This is a genomic window from Curtobacterium sp. BNK-1 (assembly GCF_048685235.1).
Lineage (GTDB): Bacteria > Pseudomonadota > Gammaproteobacteria > Enterobacterales > Enterobacteriaceae > Pantoea > Pantoea agglomerans.
The window spans coordinates 3,871,195-3,890,612 of record NZ_JBLQTJ010000001.1 but is presented as its reverse complement, the minus strand read 5'-3'; the positions used below and the strand labels follow the sequence as shown (position 1 = coordinate 3,890,612).

Sequence of the window (19,418 nt, the reverse complement as noted above, 5' to 3'; positions counted from 1 at the left end):
GCGGTCCCATTCTGTAACCGGCGTTTCAGAAAGCATCTGTTTCACAGGTGGTTTCACGTTGTGCCGTGGCTCGGGTTTGTTCTATTCTTTAGGCCATTCCTACCTGGACATCTGACAGTATCACCGACAGGAGTTGACCCTATGGCTTCAGGACTTACACGCCTTATGGCACGTGGCGGCATTATGCTCGCTGGCGCGCTGATCGTGCTGCAACTCACCGCATGCGGTGATAAAGAAGGCGAGCAGCGCAAAGCATTTATCGATTTTCTCCAGAACACTGTGATGCGCAGCGGCGAGCATCTGCCCAGCCTCAGCGAAAACCAAAAGCAGAGCTTTGGCAACTTCGCCAGCGATTACGCCATTATGTATGGCTTCTCGCAGCAGGCGAACAAAGCGGTTGAACAGGGTATGCGTCCGGTGGTGGATGAGCTTTCTGCTATTCGCGTTCCGCAGGATTACCTCAGCCGTCGTGATTCCCTGCGTCAGGCGACCAGCGCACTGGTGATCGTCACCCAGCAGATTGAAAGCGCCAAAATGCAGGCGGACAGCAGCAAGGCGACCCTGAAGCAGCCGGATGACCTGAAAAAAGTCTACGACACCGCCTATAACAAAGTAGTGACGGTGCCTGCCAATCAGCTGATTCCTCTGCTGCCAAAACTCCAGGCGCTGAGTCAGGGTGCAGTGCAGACCGGCGATTTCCTGCAAACGCAGGGAACCCGTGTCAGCTTCAATGATGGCGGCGTACAGTTCCCGACTCAGGATCAGGCTTCGCAATATAACGCGCTGATGAGCACTTTATCCGCCAATTCGCAGGCGCTTCCTCAGGCACAGGCTGCCGTCCAGGGTGGTCTGCAGTAAACCCGCTTTACGGGCAGGCGCTAATCGTCTGCCCGTCCCACTCTCTTTTCTCCTCCCACCCAATCACCCGCTGAATGAAGTGTGATCTGGCGCATTTTCGACCAAAAATAGTTTGTGATCTAAGTCACAGATATATAACAAATCAACGTCAAACAAGTGTGATTCACCTCACAGATAACCGGCCACCCCGTCTAAAAATCAGCCAACTGAGCCTGAGCTACGCCTTAAAGTGTGATCAAAATCACGCTAATCACCCCTGCCACCACCCTTAATCAGTGATGTAGATCACACTTACCCCGCACGCTACGCAGCGTCAAATTCGCGTGATAGAGTCCGCGTGCATACAGTAATACCACCGGCTTTGGGTCGGGGTGGCTAAACAAAAACAAGCGCGCTCTCCTATTGCAGCGCGTCTCAATAAGGGGTGGGTTTATGTCCTCATCAGTGAAGGTCAAAGTACAAAGCTTTGGTCGCTTTCTGAGTAATATGGTGATGCCAAACATCGGGGCGTTTATCGCCTGGGGTATCATCACCGCACTGTTTATTCCAACTGGCTGGATCCCTAACGAAACGCTGGCCAAACTGGTTGGCCCGATGATCACCTACCTGCTGCCACTGCTGATCGGTTTCACCGGTGGGCGTCTGGTGGGCGGCGATCGCGGCGGCGTGGTCGGTGCCATTACCACCATGGGTGTGATTGTCGGTGCGGATATGCCGATGTTCCTCGGTGCGATGATTGCCGGTCCGCTGGGCGGTTGGGCAATCAAGTCGTTTGACCGGGCGATTGACGGCAAAATCAAAAGCGGCTTCGAGATGCTGGTCAACAACTTCTCGGCCGGTATTATCGGGATGATACTGGCACTGCTGGCGTTCCTGGCGATCGGTCCGCTGGTAGAAGGTCTGTCACACATTCTCGCCGCGGGCGTGAATCTGATGGTGCAGAACAACCTGCTGCCACTGACTTCGATCTTCGTCGAACCCGCGAAAATCCTGTTCCTGAACAACGCCATTAACCACGGTATCTTCTCGCCGCTCGGTATCCAGCAGGCTAGTGAAGCCGGCAAATCCATTTTCTTCCTGATCGAAGCCAACCCGGGTCCGGGTATGGGCGTGCTGATGGCCTATATGTTCTTTGGTCGTGGCAGTGCTAAACAGTCTGCGGGCGGTGCGGCAATCATCCACTTCCTTGGCGGCATTCATGAGATCTACTTCCCGTATGTGCTGATGGCTCCTCGCCTGCTGCTGGCGGTTATCCTTGGCGGTATGACCGGCGTCTTCACGCTGACGGTGCTGAACGGTGGCCTGGTCTCTCCTGCCTCACCGGGTTCAATCCTGGCGGTGCTGGCAATGACGCCAAAAGGGGCCTACTTCGCGAACATCGCCGCTATCGCTGCGGCCTTCGCCGTCTCCTTCGTGGTGTCCGCTATCCTGCTGAAAACCAGCAAAGTCAAAGAAGATGACGATATCGAAGCCGCGACCCAGCGCATGCATGAGATGAAAGCGCAGTCTAAAGGCCAGAGCGGCGCGGGTGCCCCAGTCGCCAGCGATGCCATGAGCGTTGAACTGCATCACGTGCGTAAAATCATCGTCGCCTGTGATGCCGGTATGGGTTCCAGCGCGATGGGTGCAGGCGTACTGCGTAAGAAAGTGCAGGACGCCGGGCTGAGCAATGTGTCGGTGACCAATACCGCGATCAACGCCCTGCCGGGTGATGTCGATCTGGTGATTACCCATCGTGATCTGACTGAACGCGCCATCCGCCAGGCTCCGCATGCGCAGCATATCTCGCTGAACAACTTCCTCGACAGCGCGCTCTACAGCACTCTGACCGAGCGTCTGGTGGCGGCTAACCGCAGCGACGTGCATCGTCAAACGGTGAATACCGCGCTCTCTGACAGCTACGATGAAGGCAACGCACACCTGTTTAAACTGGGTGCGGATAACGTCTTCCTCGGCCTGACCGCCAGTAACAAAGAGCAGGCGATTCGCTTTGCGGGTGAACAGCTGGTGAAAGGCGGTTACGTTGAGCCTGAATACGTTGAGGCGATGCTGGCGCGTGAAAAACTGACGCCGACCTATCTCGGTGAGTCGATTGCCGTGCCGCACGGTACCGTCGAAGCGAAAGATCGCGTGCTGAAAACCGGCGTGGTGTTCTGTCAGTATCCGGCAGGCGTCCTGTTCGGTGAAGAGCCGGAGGATGTGGCGCGCCTGGTGATTGGTATTGCTGCCCGTAACAACGAGCACATCCAGGTGATCACCAGCCTGACCAATGCGCTGGATGATGACAGCGTGATTGAGAAGCTGGCGAACACCACCAGCGTGCAGGAAGTGCTGGATCTGCTGTCAGGTAAGCCTGCAATCGCGTAATTTATAGCAATTATTTTCCCTGGGGCGGTCATGCCCGTCCCGATTTCCTGGGGCGGGTTTGCCCGCCCCATCGTCATTTGATATGGGTCAAAAATTATGAAAGCGTTACATTTCGGAGCAGGAAACATTGGTCGCGGCTTTATCGGCAAGTTACTGGCTGATGCAGGTATCGAACTGGTTTTTGCTGATGTGAATCAGACGGTGCTGGATGCACTGAACGCGCGTCATGAGTATCCCGTTCATGTGGTTGGCGAGCAGGCCAAAACAGAAACCGTTAAAGGCGTCAGCGCGGTAAACAGCACCAGCGATGAGATCATCACCCTGGTTTCTGAAGTCGATCTCGTTACCACCGCCGTGGGCCCGCAGATTCTGGAGCGTATTGCCGGCAGTGTGGCTAAAGGCCTGGCAAAACGCAGCGACAACGGCAATACCCGCCCGCTAAATATTATCGCCTGTGAGAATATGGTGCGCGGCACCAGCCAGCTGAAACAGCATGTGCTGAAGGCGCTGCCGGAGCAGTATCACGCCTGGCTTGAGCAGCATGTCGGCTTTGTGGATTCCGCTGTCGATCGCATCGTGCCACCGTCTGAAGCGGGCAGCACCGATCCGCTGGAAGTGACCGTTGAAACCTTCAGCGAATGGATCGTCGATAAAACTCAGTTTAAAGGCGACCTGCCTGCGATTCCGGGTATGGAACTGACCGATAACCTGATGGCATTTGTTGAGCGTAAACTCTTCACACTGAACACCGGTCACGCGATTACCGCCTATCTTGGCCAGCTGGCCGGTCACCAGACCATTCGTGACGCCATCCTCGATGAAAAAATCCGGGCCGTGGTGAAAGGGGCGATGGAAGAGAGCGGTGCGGTGCTGATTAAGCGCTACGGTTTTGAGGCGGATAAACATGCGGCCTACATCCAGAAAATACTGGGCCGTTTTGAAAACCCTTATCTGAAAGATGATGTTGAGCGTGTGGGTCGTCAGCCGCTGCGTAAACTCAGCGCGGGCGATCGCCTGATCAAGCCGACGCTGGGCACGCTGGAGTATGGTTTACCGCACGCCAGCCTGGTGCAGGGCATTGCCGCCGCGATGCACTATCGCAGCGACCAGGACCCACAGGCGCAGGAGCTGGCCACGCTGCTGGCAGAAAAAGGCCCACAGGCGACGCTGGCTGAGGTTTCAGGTCTGGATGCTGACAGCGAAGTGGTGGCTTCTGTGGTGAGCGCCTGGCACGCTATGGCATAATGCGCGCGTGTTAGTGACGCAAGCCGGGCGCAGTTCGCCTGCGCCCAACGGCGGTATTGAACCCATGCAGGCAATAATGGAAGAGAAGCAGGCTTTTGAAAACCGGGTGCTTGAGCGCCTGAACGCCGGTCGTTCGGTGAGAAGCTTTCTGATCGCCGCCGTTGAGCTATTGGCTGAAGCCGTCAATCTGCTGGTGCTGCAGGTGTTCCGTAAAGATGACTACGCGGTGAAATATGCCGTAGAACCGCTGCTGCTGGGCGATGGTCCTTTGGGCGAACTCTCGGTTCGTCTGAAGCTGATTTACGGTCTTGGCGTTATCAGCCGGCACGAATATGAAGATGGTGAACTGCTGCTGGCGCTGCGCGAAGAGCTGAATCACGACAGCGGTGATTATCGTTTTACCGACGACGAGATCCTTGGCCCGTTTGGTGAACTGCACTGCGTCACCGCCTGGCCGCCCGCACCGGTGTTTCACACCGAAGATGCAGAGCTGCGCAGCATGCAGCAGCAGCGCTATCTGCAGATGGTGCGATCCACCATGGTCCTGTCGCTAACCGAGCTGATCGCCCGCATCAGTATGAAGCAGGCGTTTAAAAAGTCCGGCAGCTAATCCTGTCAGGCGCCATCACGGCGCCTTTTTCGTCTTAACCTGAGCGGGAATATGCGCCAGATTTGGTGTATCCTTGGCCTGTTTTCCTCAACGAGTTGTTGTCATGAAAGAGCAAGAAAAGAACGAAATCAAACTTCTCAGCGATAAGCTGGACGCATTGAACCGCAAAGAGCCGCAGTTACTGGAATCGGGTGATGTCGAGAAACTGGGCGCGTTGCTGAAAGAGAAAGAAGCGCTGGTCATTGAGATTGAGCGTCTGCGCGGTCAGCGGGTTGAAAAACTCAGTGCCGAGGCGCAGAAGCTGCAAAAAATGGGCTTCAGCCGCGAAATTACTAAGAAAGAGCAGGCAAATCTGGGCGCGCTGAAGAAAAGCGTGCGCGGCCTGGTCGTGGTGCATCCAATGACCGCGCTGGGACGTGAGATGGGGCTGACAGCAATGACCGGCTTCGCCAAAACCGCATTCTGACGGGTCGATCAGGCAGCAGCCTGATCGACATCGGCTTTGCGTTCGCCGGCGGCGGCATAGACCTGCTCCGCCAGCGCATCCAGCAGTTCATAGCGGCGACGATACTCAGCCCGCTTCTTACTGGCAATCTCCTCCAGCGTTTTGCGCGGCAGGCTCAGCGGCAGGATAAACATCCCATCCCTGCGCGCCTCGCCACTCAGCGACAGCCAGAATTCACTGTAGCTGGCAAAGAACTTATCCCCCTTGCTGTGGCGATAACGCAGGCTGCGGAAGACATGAGTCTCATCGCCTACCGCCAGAATATTCTCCACACCGCACTGCTTCGCCACAATAAATACCGCTTCCATTAACAGGCGTTTCGGAAAGAGACCCTGCGCCGCTTTGGTCGCCTCGCGGATCACCTCATTATTGATGTGTTTTCGCGGACCCTGTAATCCGCCAATTAATAATGTGCGCTGGTTATTTTCATTGAGAATTGAAAATGAAAGTGAAGCAATAATTTCGTCGTTATAACGTAATACCAGCGTCACTTCCCCTTCCCGATCGAAATAACCGGAGCTGCAGGAAAGTAAAAAGGATTCGCCATTTTTACCGGTCAGCGTGGCCAGCGGATTATCCGTGGCGCTTTGCAGCAGCTGACGCAGCGCAGGGTTTTCCAGATTATTCATCAGGCTGTAATGATCAAGTATCGCCTGCGCGCGCGCAGCAATGCTCAACCCTGAGCGCAGATAGGGCCGGTGCAGCTTGGCTGGCAGCAATCCCTGAGTACTCATCAACAGAGGGAGTTGCGGTAAATGCGACAGCTCATCCAGATAACGCAGCGTAGTCAGCGGTGATATTAAGGTTCTTAACACAAATTTCAGCCGGAAACGTTTACTTATCCAGAGTTTATTCGGAACGTATTTTCCGCTAATTAACTGAAAAAAAAGCGATGCAGAAGAATCGGTCGTAGTTTCGTGAGTAGTTATAATTGACATAGTCATCGACACACAGTGAGCAGGAATGTCACTGAGCATAAGACAACGAGTATCAACGGCGTGTTAATGTGGCAGAAGGTTAAAAGCGCGGCGGTTAAAAAGCGAGATCCGTTTATTTTTGGTTTAATCTGGGACGACAGAATTTAAAGATAAAAAAAACCGGCGAAATAAATTCCACCGGTTTATCGTTATCACGTTAACACTGGGTTAACTTACTGGGCAGCTGCGAAGCGGGCTGCTGCTTCGTCCCAGTTGACCACGTTCCAGAATGCTTTGATGTAGTCAGGACGTTTGTTCTGATACTTCAGGTAGTAGGCGTGTTCCCACACGTCCAGACCGATGATTGGGAAGCCAGAAACGCCAGCAACCGCTTCACCCATCAGCGGGTTGTCCTGGTTTGCGGTAGATACCACAGCCAGTTTGTCGCCTTTTTTAACCAGCCACGCCCAGCCTGAGCCGAAACGGGTCGCAGCCGCTTTCTCGAACTCTTCCTGGAATTTTTCCACGCTACCGAAATCTTTCTCGATAGCCGCTTTCAGGTCGCCCTGCAGCGTGGTGCCGGTTTTCAGGCCTTTCCAGAACAGGCTGTGGTTAGCGTGGCCGCCTGCGTTATTACGCAGTGGGCCTTTTTTGTCTGCTGGCAGCTGATCCAGTTTGGTGATCAGCTCTTCTACCGGCAGATTGGCAAATTCAGTGCCTTCCAGCGCCGCGTTAGCGTTGTTCACGTAGGTCTGGTGATGTTTGGTGTGATGGATTTCCATCGTCTGCTTGTCGAAATGCGGTTCCAGTGCGTCGTATGCGTAAGGCAGGGATGGCAGTGAATAACTCATGTTCTTCCTCTCCATTTAGTTTGAGCAGCACGACGAATTCGGGACGTGCCGCGTAAGCAGTCGAATCATTATAGTTAAATTCATGTAGCGTAAAAGGGTAATCAATGCCCTATTAACCATAAGGATTTGAGAAATCTGGCAAAAGCAACCCGTTGTTTTTACAGCATGCTGCTGCTGACTCCGCCTTTTCAGCTTTATCAGACAGGGAGAGCGAAGCACTCTGCCAGCACCACCAGCAGGCACTCATCCCGCCCGAACGCCGCATCTGCCCTGCCCTGCGCGTTACCTGCCCAGTTCGCGCAGCCCGCTGTCGAGCGCGCCGACCAGCCAGTCGATATCCCCTTCCTGGAACGCCAGTGGCGGACGCAGTTTCAGCACATTCCCATACGGGCCGGCGACCGAGGTCAGCACGCGATGTTCACGCAGCTTCTCGATTAAATCCAGCGCCAGCGTTTTGTCCGGCGTTTTGCTGTGACGATCGGTGACCAGCTCAAAACCGATAAACAGTCCGGCACCGCGCACATCCCCCACGCACTCATAGCGATCCATCAGGGTTCGCAGCTCCGCCAGCAGCTTCGCGCCGACCACGCGGCTGTGTTCCTGTAACCCCTCTTCGGTGATCACTTTCAGTACCGCCTGCGCCGCCGCCATCGCGACCGGGTTACCACCAAAGGTATTGAAGTAGGGAATTGAGTCGCTGAAGGCGGCCAGCACTTCACTTTTTGCCAGCAGGCCGGAAACCGGAATGCCGTTGCCCATTGGCTTGCCGGTGGTAATGATGTCAGGCACCACATCGTGGCGGCCAAAGCCCCAGAATGCGTCGCCGGTACGGCCAAAACCAGGCTGCACTTCATCGGCAATAAAGATGCCGCCGTTGGCATGCACCACCTCGACCGCTTTTTTCAGGAAGCCGCGCGGATCGGGCAACACGCCGTCTGAGGAGAAGATTGAGTCCGCCAGGAAGCCGGCAAATTTAATGCCGTGCGCCGCCATATCATCAATCTGCTGCTGAATCTGGCCAGCGAACCAGTCGCCCAGGTCAGGCGCGTCCACACGATACGCATCCGGTGGCATCACCAGCCGCGTGGTGGGCGCCAGCGGCTGTCCACTGCCCAGCGCCGGAGAAGCGCCGGATGTCAGCTCACTGGTGCCGTGATAGGCCTCTTTACTGACAATAATCCCGCTGCCGCCGCTAAAGGCGCGCGCCACGCGAATCGCCAGGTCGTTAGCTTCCGATCCGGTGCACATATACATCGCGCGATCGATCGCCGGGGGCGTGGTCGCCAGCAGCGCTTCGCTGTAGTCCAGAATATTTTCATGCAGGTAACGGGTGTGGGTATTCAGCATTTTCATCTGCTGCGTCACCGCCTCAGTCACGGCCGGATGGCAGTGCCCGATGCTCGCCACGTTGTTGTAGACGTCGAGATATTTATCGCCCGCCGCATCCCACAGATATTGCCCTTCACCCCGCACCAGATGCACCGGTTTGCGATAGAACAGGCGATAAGATTCGCCAAGCACTTTGCTGCGTTTATCGGTCAGTTTGCGCGTCTCGCTGTCGAGCGCATCGGCATGTTCGGCACGGAAACTGTTGGTATCCATAATGGTGGAACGCGTGGCCATAATGACTCCCGTTACAAGGATGAAGGAGGAAGAGCTGACGCCTTTATCATGCCTGCCTGAATCTAAAATGCAACCAAATACACAAATGCAATAAAATACACATGACGCAGGCAGATCGCCACGCTAAGCTTGCTCCCTGATTCAGACGGAATCTTTCGCTTCACTGGCGTATCATCCGTGATCTTCGCGCTTTAAAAGGAAACCTCTATGCTGCAGGAAACGCGCCTTCATCGCATCCGTGCCTTACTGACCCGGCTTAACCAGGTGAGTACCGAGCGCATTATCAGGGAGCTGGGGGTCTCACGCGAAACCGCGCGCCGCGATATCATTGAGCTGGAAGCGCTGGGTCTGGCACGCCGCGTTCACGGCGGGCTGGTGGCGATTGAAACGCGGGCTGAACCGCCGCTGACGGAACGCCGCAGTACCCAGACCCGGGAGAAGCGCGCCATCGCCCGCGCCGCTGCGCAGTTGCTGCAGCCCGGACAGACGCTGTTTCTGGATGCGGGCAGCACCACCACGCTGCTGGCAGAGGAGTTGCACGCCCTTTCCGGCCTGACGATTGTGACCAACAGCCTGCAGGCCGCGCTGGCGCTGAGCGCCGGAGAAGAAGATCAGCCGCTGAATAATCAGATTATTTTGCTGGGCGGGACGATGTCGGCGGGCGCACAACAGACGCGCGGCGAAATTACCGTGGGTGAGATTATCCGCTATCGCGCCGATGTGGCGCTGCTGTCGCCGGTTGGCATTGAGGCGGGTTGTGGTGCCAGCAGTTTTCATCCGCACGAAGCGGCCATCGCCAGGGCGATGGTGCAGCAATCCACTTCCTGCTATCTGCTGGCCGATCACACCAAACTGGGGGTAGTCAGCCGCACGGTTTACGCGCCGTCACCGGCGATCAAGCTGCTGATTACGGATAGTGGCGGCGACAACAGTGCCGCCCTTGAGGCGTTGCAGCAGACGCTGCCAGAGGTGATGGTGGTTTAACGCAGTCGCTGAGGATGGCTGTAAACCGTAGCGCGCCCAGGTTTACTGAATCCGACCAGCGTCAGATTGCAGCGCTCAGCCACCTCAACCGCCAGGCGGGTCGCTGCCGAGACTGCGAACAGGATCTCAACCCCGCACATGGCAGACTTCTGCACCATTTCATAGCTGGCACGGCTGGAGACCAGCACTGCGCCTGGCCCCCACTCAGCCTGGCTGCGATAGCCCAGCAGCTTATCCAGTGCCACATGGCGACCCACATCTTCACAGCCACCGGCCAGCTGACCATCAGGCTGGATCCACGCGGCAGCATGGGTGCAGCCGGTTTTCTGTCCGACCGGCTGATACGCTTTCAGCTGGCCCAGCGCCCGATCCAGCTGATCCAGCGCAAAGGTCTGGGTAAACGGCAGCGGAGAGAGCGGCTTGCCAATCTGGTCCAGCTGTTCAACGCCACACACGCCGCAGCCGGTACGGCCTGCCAGCGCACGACGCTGCTCTTTCAGCGCCATAAAACGGCGGCTGGAAAGCTCAATCTGAACCTCAATGCCGTGACAGCCCGGCACGATGTCCATGCCGAAAATGTCGCCTGGCGCGTCGATAATGCCCTCTGACAGCGAAAAACCCAGCGCAAACGCCTCCAGATCTTTGGGCGTGGTCATCATCACCACGTGAGAGATGCCGTTGTAAACCAGCGCCACCGGCACCTCGTCCGCCAGCCAGTCAGACTCTGCTGCGGTCAAATCGGCACGCTGCCATACCTGCGTTCTGCTGACGCCGGCCTCAATTGTTAAATCTTCGCCTGAGTCAGGCTGGATAGCTTTCAAAAAGTACGACCTGTTGTTAATAAATAATGAAATGCGACAGTCAGTGCGGCTGCACAGCGGTGATCAGACGCAGACTAATTTTGCCTTCTGGCCCGGTGCGGCGCAAATAAACAGCGGGGCAATTCATGCGGTTTTCTCACCGGGAAAGGCGCAGCCACGCCTGCTGGCGGGCAGAATGAGAATGGGTATCTTTCAGGCTTTAACATCGGTAAGCATAAAACAACAGTAATTATCTGCCGCTACGGGAAATCTGCTTGCGCCGGGGATTGGTTGCCGAGGATTTTTAACAAAATTTAGAAAAAGAATTACTAATGACTAACCTGTTGACCCTGGTCAACTTACAGGCAGATAGGGCTGCTATTTTGCAAGGCTTCGCAATGGAGCCAATAAAGAAGAACGATAAAATGCAAATTAACAGACGGAGTTTTTTCAAAATCTGTGCTGGCGGGTTGGCGGGCACCAGCGCGGCGTTACTCGGTTTTGCCCCCACCACAGCCTTAGCCAGCGTCAGAGAGTTCAAACTCATTCGCGCCAGAGAGACGCGTAATAACTGCACCTACTGCTCAGTCGGCTGCGGCATGCTGATTTACAGCCTGGGTGATGGCGCTAAAAATGCCCGCGCCTCGATTTACCATATTGAAGGCGATCCTGACCATCCTGTCAGTCGTGGATCGCTCTGTCCCAAAGGCGCGGGCGTGCTCGACTTTATTCACAGTGAACAGCGCCTGAAATACCCGGAATACCGCGCGCCAGGCTCGGATAAATGGCAGCGCATCAGCTGGGATGAGGCATTTGACCGCATAGCCCGCCTGATGAAGCAGGATCGCGATGCCAATTTCCAGGCCACCAATGCCGCTGGCGTCACGGTAAACCGCTGGCCGACTACCGCCATGCTCTGCTCTTCCGCCGCCAGTAATGAAACCGGCCTGCTCGATCAGAAATTTGCCCGCTCGCTGGGTATTCTGGCGCTGGAAAACCAGGCGCGCCTGTGTCACGGCCCGACCGTGGCCGCGCTGGCCCCCAGCTTTGGTCGTGGTGCAATGACCAATAACTGGAACGACATCAAAAACGCCAATGTGGTGATGATCATGGGCGGCAACCCCGCCGAGGCGCATCCGGTTGGCTTTAAATGGGTGATTGAAGCCAAAACCCATAACAATGCGCAGGTCATCGTGGTCGATCCACGCTTTAACCGCTCTGCGGCGGTCGCCGATCTCTACGCGCCACTGCGTGCCGGCAGCGATGTGGTTTTCCTGATGGGGGTGATCAACTATCTGCTGCAACACAATCAGATTCAGCAGGAGTATGTTCGCGCCTTCACCAATGCTGCCCTGATTGTCAGCGAAGGCTTCAGCTTCAGCGACGGTTTGTTCAGCGGTTACGATGCTGAAACCCGTCAGTACGATCGAACCAGCTGGCACTATGAGCTGGATGAAAACGGCCATGCGAAACGCGATGAGAGCTTCACTCACCCGCGTTGCGTGCTGAACCTGCTGAAAACCCATGCCAGCCGTTACACCCCGGAAATGTTGACGCGCCTGTGCGGCACTTCGCAGGAATCCTTTATTGCGGTATGCGAGCAGCTCGCTTCCACCTGTGTGCCGAATCGCACCGCGACTATTCTCTATGCGCTGGGCTGGACTCATCACACCAACGGTTCGCAGATTATCCGCACGGCGGCGATGATTCAGCTGCTGCTGGGTAATATCGGGATGCCAGGCGGCGGTATTAACGCGCTGCGCGGCCACTCCAACGTGCAGGGTTATACCGATCTCGGCCTGCTGGCGCAGAGTCTGCCGGGCTATCTGCCACTGCCTTCCGAAAAGATGACCACGCTGGCAACCTACCTGCAGCAGGCCACGCCGGTTGCGACACTGCCGGATCAGGTCAACTACTGGCAGAACACCGACAAATTTTTCGTCAGCCTGATGAAGAGTTTCTACGGCGATAAGGCCACAGCGGAAAACCAGTGGGGCTACGACTGGCTGCCGAAGTGGGATAAGAGCTACGACTGCATGGCGCAGGCGGAGATGATGGAACAGGGCGCGCTCAATGGTTGCCTGATTCAGGGCTTCAACCTGCTGGCCGCCTTCCCGGACAAAAATAAAGCGGTCCGGGCACTGTCCCGCCTCAAATATATGGTGGTGATCGATCCGCTTCGCACCGAAACCGCCAGCTTCTGGCAGCATCACGACGAGTTCAACGATGTCGATCCCTCGAAAATCCAGACCGAAGTGTTCCGTCTGCCCTCTTCCTGCTTCGCTGAAGAGTCAGGATCGGTGGCCAACTCGTCACGCTGGCTGCAGTGGCACTGGGCGGCTGCGGAGCCGCCCGCTGAAGCGCTGCACGACGGTAAAATCCTCGGCAATCTGTTCATGCGTCTGCGCGCGCTCTATCGCCTGGAAGGCGGAGCAAACCCTGAACCGCTGATGGCAATGCGCTGGGACTACCGCGATCCGTCTAATCCTGAGCCGGAAGAGGTGGCGCAGGAGAACAACGGTCAGGCGCTGGCCGACATTTACGACGCCAGCGGCAAGCTGTTGCTGAAAAAAGGCCAGCAGCTCAACGGCTTCTCAGAGCTGCGTAACGACGGCACCACCGCCAGCGCCTGCTGGATCTACAGCGGCAGCTGGACGCCGGAAGGCAACCAGATGGCACGACGCGACAACGCCGACCCATCGGGGCTGGGCGCGGTCTCCGGCTGGGCCTGGGCGTGGCCGGCTAACCGCCGCATTCTCTACAACCGCGCCTCCGCGGATGCGCAGGGTAAAGCCTGGGATCCGAATCGCCGCCTGATTGAGTGGGATGGCACTCGCTGGCACGGCATTGACGTGCCGGATTATCCGGTAACGCTGTCGCCGCAGCAGCAGGCCGGTCCGTTTATCATGCAGCCCGATGGTCTTGGCCACCTGTTTGCGCTCGATAAGATGGCCGACGGCCCCTTCCCGGAACATTACGAACCGATGGAAAGCCCGCTCGCCGACAATCCTATGAATCCGCAGCAGCGTCATAGTCCGGTCGTTCGACTGTTCAGCAGCGACGCCGCGCAACTGGGCGAGGCCGCTGACTATCCCTGCGTCGCCACCACCTATTCCATCACCGAACTGTTCCGGCACTGGACCAAACATGCCCTGCTGAACGCGATTGCGCAGCCGGAGCAGTTTGTTGAAATCGGCACCGAACTGGCAGAGGAGAAAGGCATCAAGGCCGGCGACAGCGTCAAAGTCTCGTCGCGCCGTGGCTATATCAAAGCCAAAGCGGTGGTAACACGTCGTCTGCAGCGTCTGATGATTGACGGCAAGCCGGTTGATACCGTGGGTATTCCCTGTCACTGGGGCTTTGAAGGCACCACGCGTAAAGGCTTCCTCGCCAATACGCTGACGCCGTCAGTTGGCGATGCCAACTCGCAGACCCCGGAGTACAAGGGATTTTTAGTGAAAGTGGAAAAAGCGTAACGGTAGATGACAATGGCTTATCAATCACAAGATATTATCCGTCGCTCAGCGACCAACGGCTTTACCCCACCGCCACAGGCGCGCGATCACCAGCGTGAAGTTGCGAAGCTCATTGACGTCACCACCTGTATTGGCTGCAAAGGCTGTCAGGTCGCCTGCTCCGAATGGAACGACATCCGCGATGAAGTCGGTCATAACATCGGGGTCTATGACAACCCTACCGATTTGACCGCCAAATCCTGGACGGTGATGCGCTTCTCGGAAGTTGAAGAGAACGGCAAGCTGGCCTGGCTGATTCGCAAAGATGGCTGCATGCACTGCGCCGATCCCGGCTGCCTGAAAGCCTGTCCGTCGGCAGGTGCCATTATTCAGTACGCCAACGGCATCGTCGATTTCCAGTCTGAGCAGTGTATCGGTTGCGGCTACTGCATTGCGGGTTGCCCGTTCAACGTGCCGCGGCTCAACAAAGAGGATAATCGCGCCTACAAATGCACCCTGTGCGTGGATCGCGTCAGCGTCGGCCAGGAGCCTGCCTGTGTGAAGACCTGTCCGACCGGCGCCATTCATTTCGGCAGCAAAAGCGACATGCTGACGCTGGCGGAGGAACGCGTGGCGGAGCTGAAGTCGCGCGGGTTTGCGCAGGCTGGCCTCTACAACCCGGAAGGCGTGGGCGGCACCCACGTGATGTATGTGCTGCATCATGCCGACAAGCCTCAGCTCTATCACGGGCTGCCTGCTAACCCGGGCATCAGCCCGACGGTGACCTTCTGGAAGGGGATCTGGAAACCGCTGGCGGCGGTGGGTTTTGCCGCTACGTTCGCCGCCTCTATTTTTCACTATGTTGGCGTTGGCCCGAATCGCGTCACTGAAGAGCACGACGACAACGACGATCACCCTGAGGAGCGTAAATAATGAAAAAGCCCGATCATCTGGTGCGTTACCGCGCACCCGAACGCATCAATCACTGGATTGTCGCGATTTGCTTTGTCATGGCCGCGTTAAGCGGATTAGGGTTTTTCTTTCCGTCGTTCAACTGGCTGATGCAGATATTTGGCACACCACAGCTGGCGCGTATTCTGCATCCTTTTGTCGGCGTGGTGATGTTCGTTGCTTTTATGCTGATGTTTTTGCGTTACTGGAAACACAACCTGATTAATCGCGATGACCTTTACTGGGCCAGAAACATTCACCGGATTGCGCTGAATGAAGAGGTGGGTGATACCGGTAAATATAACTTTGGTCAGAAGTGTGTGTTCTGGGCTGCTATTATCAGCTTAGTGTTGCTGCTTGCCAGTGGCATCGTGATCTGGCGACCTTACTTTGCCGATGCCTTCGCCATTCCGCTGATTCGTCTGGCGTTGGTGGTACATTCGGTGTCAGCGGTGGCGCTAATCATCGTCATTATGGTGCACATTTATGCTGCGTTGTGGGTCAAAGGCACACTGACCGCGATGGTGGAAGGCTGGGTCAGCGCCAAATGGGCCAGGCAGCACCATCCTCGCTGGTATCGCGAGCAGCGTAATCCGCCAATAAAACAGGAAAAACGCCCCTGATGAGTATTCGCATAATCCCGCAAGATCAGCTGGAGAAAGGCGAAAAGACAACGGCGGAGATGATTCCGCCGTTACTTTTTCCACGGCTGAAAAATTTATACAGCCGTCGTGCTGCGCGACTGCGTGACCTGGCGGCGAAAAACCCACTCGGCGACTACCTGCGCTTTGCGGCGGTGATCGCTGAAGCGCAGGAGATTGTGCTGTATGACCATCCGCTGCACATCGACCTGCATGCCCGCCTGACGCAGAGCGCCAGCGAGGGCAAGCCGCCGCTGAATATTCATACCCTGCCGCGCGATCCCCACTGGCAGCGACTGCTGCATTCACTGATTGCCGAGCTGAAGCCAGAGATGAGCGGTCAGGCACTGGCGGTGCTGGAGAATCTGGAGAAGGCGTCCGCCACCGAGCTGGAAACGCTGGCCAGCGCGCTGTTTACCGGTGAGTATGCGCTGGTCAGCAGCGACAAAGCGCCCTTTATCTGGGCGGCGCTTTCGCTCTACTGGGCGCAGATGGCGGCCCTGATCCCAGGCAAAGCACGCGCTGAGATGGGCGATCAGCGTCAGTTTTGTCCGGTCTGCGCCAGTATGCCGGTCGCCAGCGTGGTGCATATGGGCAGTCATGAAGGCGCGCGCTATCTGCACTGTAATCTATGCGAAAGTGAATGGCATGTGGTGCGCAGCAAATGTACCCAGTGCGAACAGTCCCGTGATCTGCACTACTGGTCGATCGACAGCGAACGGGCGGCGGTGAAAGCAGAGAGCTGTGGCGACTGCGGCACTTACCTGAAGATGCTCTATCAGGAGAAAGATCCGGCCATTGAACCGGTGGCAGATGACCTGGCATCGCTGATACTGGATGCCAGAATGGAGCAGGAAGGCTTCGCACGCAGCAGTCTCAATCCCTTTATGTTTCCTGGCGAATAGTCACTGACTCTGGAGAACCCGATGAAACTGATTGGCAGCTATACCAGCCCGTTTGTGCGTAAGATTTCGATTATCATGCTGGAAAAAGGCATTACTTTTGAATTCGTTAACGCATCGCCTTACAGCGATGACAGCCACGTGCCGCACTACAATCCGCTGGGCAAAGTTCCGGCGCTGGTCGCTGACGATAAGCAAATCTGGTTCGATTCCAGCATCATTGCGGAGTTTCTGGAACTGCGTGGCGTGGAGCCTGCTCTGCTGCCTGCCGATCCGCTTGAATCGCTTAACATCCGTCAGCTGGAGAAGCTGGCGGATGGCGTCAGCGATGCCGCGCTGGTGATCGTGCGCGAGCAGATGCGACCGGGGGATTTGCAGTCGGAAGAGGTGCTGCTGCGCAATCGTGAAAAGATTCAGCGCAGCCTCGACATGCTGGAAGCGAAGGCGGCAGAGGGGAAATGGCTTAACAACGGACAGCTCAATCTGGCGGATATCGCCACCGGTTGCATGATCGGCTACCTCAATTTCCGTCGCGTAGTGCCGAACTGGTGTGTCGAACGACCCGCGCTGGTGAAACTGGCAGAAACGCTGTTTCAGCGCGAGAGCTTTGCAAGGACGACGCCGCCTGCGGCGTGATGGTGTGCTGAGCCAGAACCATTAAGAAGGACAATGGTGTCTGGCTCCATGTCAAGGTAATGACTTCATTAAGAGCAGCAGAAATCTGGAGCCAGGCTATAGATCAGTAAAAGCCCACGAATATTAATTTTACTGGATTATCTTCATTCCTGCCTCTGGACTTTCCGCTCGGAAATTTTAACTATCACTCAGTTAACCCGGATTTATAAAAATAATAATTAATGCGTATAGTTGTTTTAAAATTAATCATAAGTGAACTTATAATTTATAATGTAAGACCCTATTTTATTAGTATGAGCCGTCACCCATACTTTAGTCATACCTTGCTTCCTGTCATTGTATAAATTCGTACGATTTGTACAAAGTTGAAGCCATCTTTTTGTGTGAGCATCTTTAATCCACAAACCAGCTTCACAATGGCTATATTTCCCAACTGCCGGACCTGGAAACGTAACCTCGTATTCAGACTCATACTGAACAATGTTACCAGGAGCGATATAAACATAGACACTGTAACAATTTAGAATGCATATAAGACCAATAGAAAAGCCACATCCAAAAGCTTTCAGTACATAGATAGCTGATTCACCAACTGGTCTAAAATAAACAACTCGCCCCGAAAAAACAAGACCTACTATTGATGCAACAGTAATGTATGTTGTCCACTCGGGAACACTCTTCATTAATACAACACGACTTGCGACGCCAGTTGACCACATCAGATACCATAGCCATGCTGCGAATATGATGAAAAAAACGGAGAGTAATAAATAGCGTTTAACATTGCCTTTTTCATAGCCAGAAAAAAAAACGGCTTCCATGCATTTTAATCTTTCCTTATATAACACTAAAACTTATTTTAACTTCTGGTTGTTAGTGAGCTATCTTCTCATAAATATACTTTCAAACAATTCAATTTGCTAATGGAATTAGCGAAAACTCACTTTCACTTTGCTAGTTGACTATAGGTTTTAGAGCGTATTTTTATTATACTTCGTCACTGACACCGTCCGGTACGCCTGTCAGCGCCGAGTTGCAAGAAGCATAAGAGGTTACCGTACCCAGCAACGCGCCCCTATCGCCTGTACTTCCGAATAGTCTTCCGTCAGCTTATTTATCTGCGTTGCCAAGCAAACTGCATCCGTATCGCTTACCACCTGCGCCAGGTTCTTACCCGTCAGCCCCTTCACCGACACCGTCTGGCGGAAACACTGTTTCAGCGTGAAAGCTTTGCAAGGACGACGCCGCCTGCGGCGTGATGGTGTGCTGTAGATGGCAGGTGAAAAATTAAAAGGTGCGGTTTGGGGGCTAATTGTCTAATTCAGCTCTGAAGCGTGCCGTTCTGTCTGACGACGTTCTTATGCCTGACAATCTGATGCTGGATGAACAGGCTAACTATCTTTGATAGCGGCCTGATATTTTCCGGGATGTATGAAGTACTCGCAGGATGCAAACGCCATCTGTTTCGGCAACATAGATGATGATGAACGGAAAGCGTGGCACCACCAGTTTATATTGTTTTTCTGTGCCGACTTTTGTTCCGGCCCGCGGGTTTTCGCTAAGCAGACTGGCCATATGGGTAAACTTATCGTCTGTTGCACTGGCTACCAGCAGGCCAGCCTCACGATACAGATAACGAAATATCGTCTCCCTGTCTGCCTGCGCCTGTTTTTCCCATTGAACGGCTGATATCACAACGTTCCCCGCGCGGCCTGCGCTTTCAGTTCTTCCATGCGGGCATTCATTTCATCGTTACTGATGAACTCGCTATCACCGGCTTCATAACGACTGAATGCCGCCGTGATTTGCTCTTCCAGCCATGCATCATGTTGGCCATCCTGATATTGCCGCTCTTCAGCAGCCAGCTCTTCCGCTCGCTGACGCATAACCTCTGTCAGCGTCATCTTCTGGCGCTCTGCTGCCCGCATCGCCAGCCGTTTAACGTCCTCATCAATCCTGAAGTGGATAGTACTCATAACCTGACTCTCGCGTGGTGTCATTTGTGGTGTCATCATGCCTGTCATCCTTTTCCCTGTCATCATCATTTCACTCTTATGCGATGCCGGAAATCGC

The 19,418-nt window shown here is 55.2% G+C and carries 18 protein-coding genes; 11 read left to right on the top strand and 7 right to left on the bottom strand.

What is annotated here, in order from left to right; translation table 11 throughout:
- Window positions 1-141 precede the first annotated feature (141 nt).
- The 5 genes from ACMGGP_RS18385 (at window position 142) to ACMGGP_RS18365 (ending at window position 5,546) form a co-directional block, all read left to right on the top strand.
- Window positions 142-858, top strand: a complete 717-nt coding sequence (locus tag ACMGGP_RS18385; RefSeq protein ID WP_010671639.1) for a DUF3053 domain-containing protein — start codon at window positions 142-144, stop codon at window positions 856-858.
- A 432-nt stretch (window positions 859-1,290) separates the two neighbouring features.
- Window positions 1,291-3,225, top strand: a complete 1,935-nt coding sequence (locus tag ACMGGP_RS18380) for a PTS mannitol transporter subunit IICBA (RefSeq protein WP_010671638.1) — start codon at window positions 1,291-1,293, stop codon at window positions 3,223-3,225.
- Between the two features lie 96 nt (window positions 3,226-3,321).
- Window positions 3,322-4,470, top strand: a complete 1,149-nt coding sequence (mtlD, locus tag ACMGGP_RS18375) for a mannitol-1-phosphate 5-dehydrogenase (RefSeq protein WP_010257450.1) — start codon at window positions 3,322-3,324, stop codon at window positions 4,468-4,470.
- A gap of 7 nt (window positions 4,471-4,477) precedes the next feature.
- The gene (gene mtlR, locus ACMGGP_RS18370; RefSeq protein ID WP_498798691.1) at window positions 4,478-5,080 is read left to right on the top strand and encodes a mannitol operon repressor MtlR; all 603 of its coding nucleotides are present in this window, start codon (window positions 4,478-4,480) and stop codon (window positions 5,078-5,080) included.
- Window positions 5,081-5,183: 103 nt separating this feature from the next.
- Window positions 5,184-5,546, top strand: a complete 363-nt coding sequence (locus ACMGGP_RS18365; protein ID WP_003848030.1) for a YibL family ribosome-associated protein — start codon at window positions 5,184-5,186, stop codon at window positions 5,544-5,546.
- 8 nt (window positions 5,547-5,554) lie between these two features.
- Here the strand turns inward: ACMGGP_RS18365 and ACMGGP_RS18360 are convergent, their stop codons facing one another.
- The 3 genes from ACMGGP_RS18360 to ACMGGP_RS18350 form a co-directional block, all read right to left on the bottom strand.
- Window positions 5,555-6,523: a VirK/YbjX family protein gene (locus ACMGGP_RS18360; protein ID WP_022624830.1), complete on the bottom strand. Its 969-nt coding sequence runs from the start codon at window positions 6,521-6,523 to the stop codon at window positions 5,555-5,557.
- Between the two features lie 212 nt (window positions 6,524-6,735).
- Window positions 6,736-7,353, bottom strand: coding sequence for a superoxide dismutase [Mn] (gene sodA, locus ACMGGP_RS18355; RefSeq protein WP_008926407.1), 618 nt, complete (start codon window positions 7,351-7,353; stop codon window positions 6,736-6,738).
- A gap of 282 nt (window positions 7,354-7,635) precedes the next feature.
- Entirely contained in the window at window positions 7,636-8,976 is a 1,341-nt protein-coding gene (locus ACMGGP_RS18350) for an aspartate aminotransferase family protein (protein ID WP_033780831.1), read from the bottom strand.
- 207 nt (window positions 8,977-9,183) lie between these two features.
- Between ACMGGP_RS18350 and ACMGGP_RS18345 the strand changes: the two genes are divergently transcribed.
- The gene (locus ACMGGP_RS18345; protein WP_498798690.1) at window positions 9,184-9,960 is read left to right on the top strand and encodes a DeoR/GlpR family DNA-binding transcription regulator; all 777 of its coding nucleotides are present in this window, start codon (window positions 9,184-9,186) and stop codon (window positions 9,958-9,960) included.
- Here ACMGGP_RS18345 and fdhD read toward each other — a convergent pair.
- Window positions 9,957-10,781 (bottom strand): formate dehydrogenase accessory sulfurtransferase FdhD, encoded by an 825-nt coding sequence (gene fdhD / locus ACMGGP_RS18340; protein ID WP_033785824.1) that lies wholly within the window; start codon window positions 10,779-10,781, stop codon window positions 9,957-9,959. The genes ACMGGP_RS18345 and fdhD overlap by 4 nt on opposite strands.
- 404 nt (window positions 10,782-11,185) lie before the next feature.
- Here fdhD and fdnG point away from each other — a divergent pair, with 404 nt between their 5' ends.
- Genes fdnG through ACMGGP_RS18315 form a run of 5 tightly spaced genes read left to right on the top strand, consistent with a single transcriptional unit; the run spans window position 11,186 to window position 17,345 of the window.
- A complete protein-coding gene (gene fdnG, locus ACMGGP_RS18335; protein WP_498798689.1) occupies window positions 11,186-14,236 on the top strand; it encodes a formate dehydrogenase-N subunit alpha in 3,051 nt (1,016 codons plus the stop codon).
- 12 nt (window positions 14,237-14,248) lie between these two features.
- On the top strand, window positions 14,249-15,148 hold the full coding sequence (gene fdxH / locus ACMGGP_RS18330) for a formate dehydrogenase subunit beta (protein WP_010257476.1): 900 nt from the start codon (window positions 14,249-14,251) through the stop codon (window positions 15,146-15,148).
- The gene (gene fdoI / locus ACMGGP_RS18325; protein ID WP_498798688.1) at window positions 15,148-15,789 is read left to right on the top strand and encodes a formate dehydrogenase cytochrome b556 subunit; all 642 of its coding nucleotides are present in this window, start codon (window positions 15,148-15,150) and stop codon (window positions 15,787-15,789) included. Before fdxH ends, fdoI begins: the two co-directional genes overlap by 1 nt.
- Window positions 15,789-16,712, top strand: coding sequence for a formate dehydrogenase accessory protein FdhE (gene fdhE, locus ACMGGP_RS18320; protein ID WP_010257482.1), 924 nt, complete (start codon window positions 15,789-15,791; stop codon window positions 16,710-16,712). The genes fdoI and fdhE overlap by 1 nt, the downstream gene beginning before the upstream one ends.
- 21 nt (window positions 16,713-16,733) lie before the next feature.
- Complete coding sequence (locus ACMGGP_RS18315; RefSeq protein WP_010257484.1) at window positions 16,734-17,345, top strand: glutathione S-transferase; 612 nt, start codon at window positions 16,734-16,736, stop codon at window positions 17,343-17,345.
- A gap of 242 nt (window positions 17,346-17,587) precedes the next feature.
- Here ACMGGP_RS18315 and ACMGGP_RS18310 read toward each other — a convergent pair whose 3' ends face one another.
- From ACMGGP_RS18310 to ACMGGP_RS18300, 3 genes are all read right to left on the bottom strand, one after another.
- Window positions 17,588-18,166: a hypothetical protein gene (locus ACMGGP_RS18310; RefSeq protein ID WP_074399314.1), complete on the bottom strand. Its 579-nt coding sequence runs from the start codon at window positions 18,164-18,166 to the stop codon at window positions 17,588-17,590.
- A gap of 574 nt (window positions 18,167-18,740) precedes the next feature.
- Window positions 18,741-19,040 carry a type II toxin-antitoxin system RelE/ParE family toxin gene (locus ACMGGP_RS18305; protein WP_010671632.1) on the bottom strand — a complete coding sequence of 100 codons (300 nt, stop codon included), beginning with the start codon at window positions 19,038-19,040 and terminating at the stop codon, window positions 18,741-18,743.
- A complete protein-coding gene (locus tag ACMGGP_RS18300; protein WP_022624821.1) occupies window positions 19,037-19,360 on the bottom strand; it encodes a DNA-damage-inducible protein J in 324 nt (107 codons plus the stop codon). The genes ACMGGP_RS18305 and ACMGGP_RS18300 overlap by 4 nt, the downstream gene beginning before the upstream one ends.
- Window positions 19,361-19,418 lie beyond the last annotated feature (58 nt).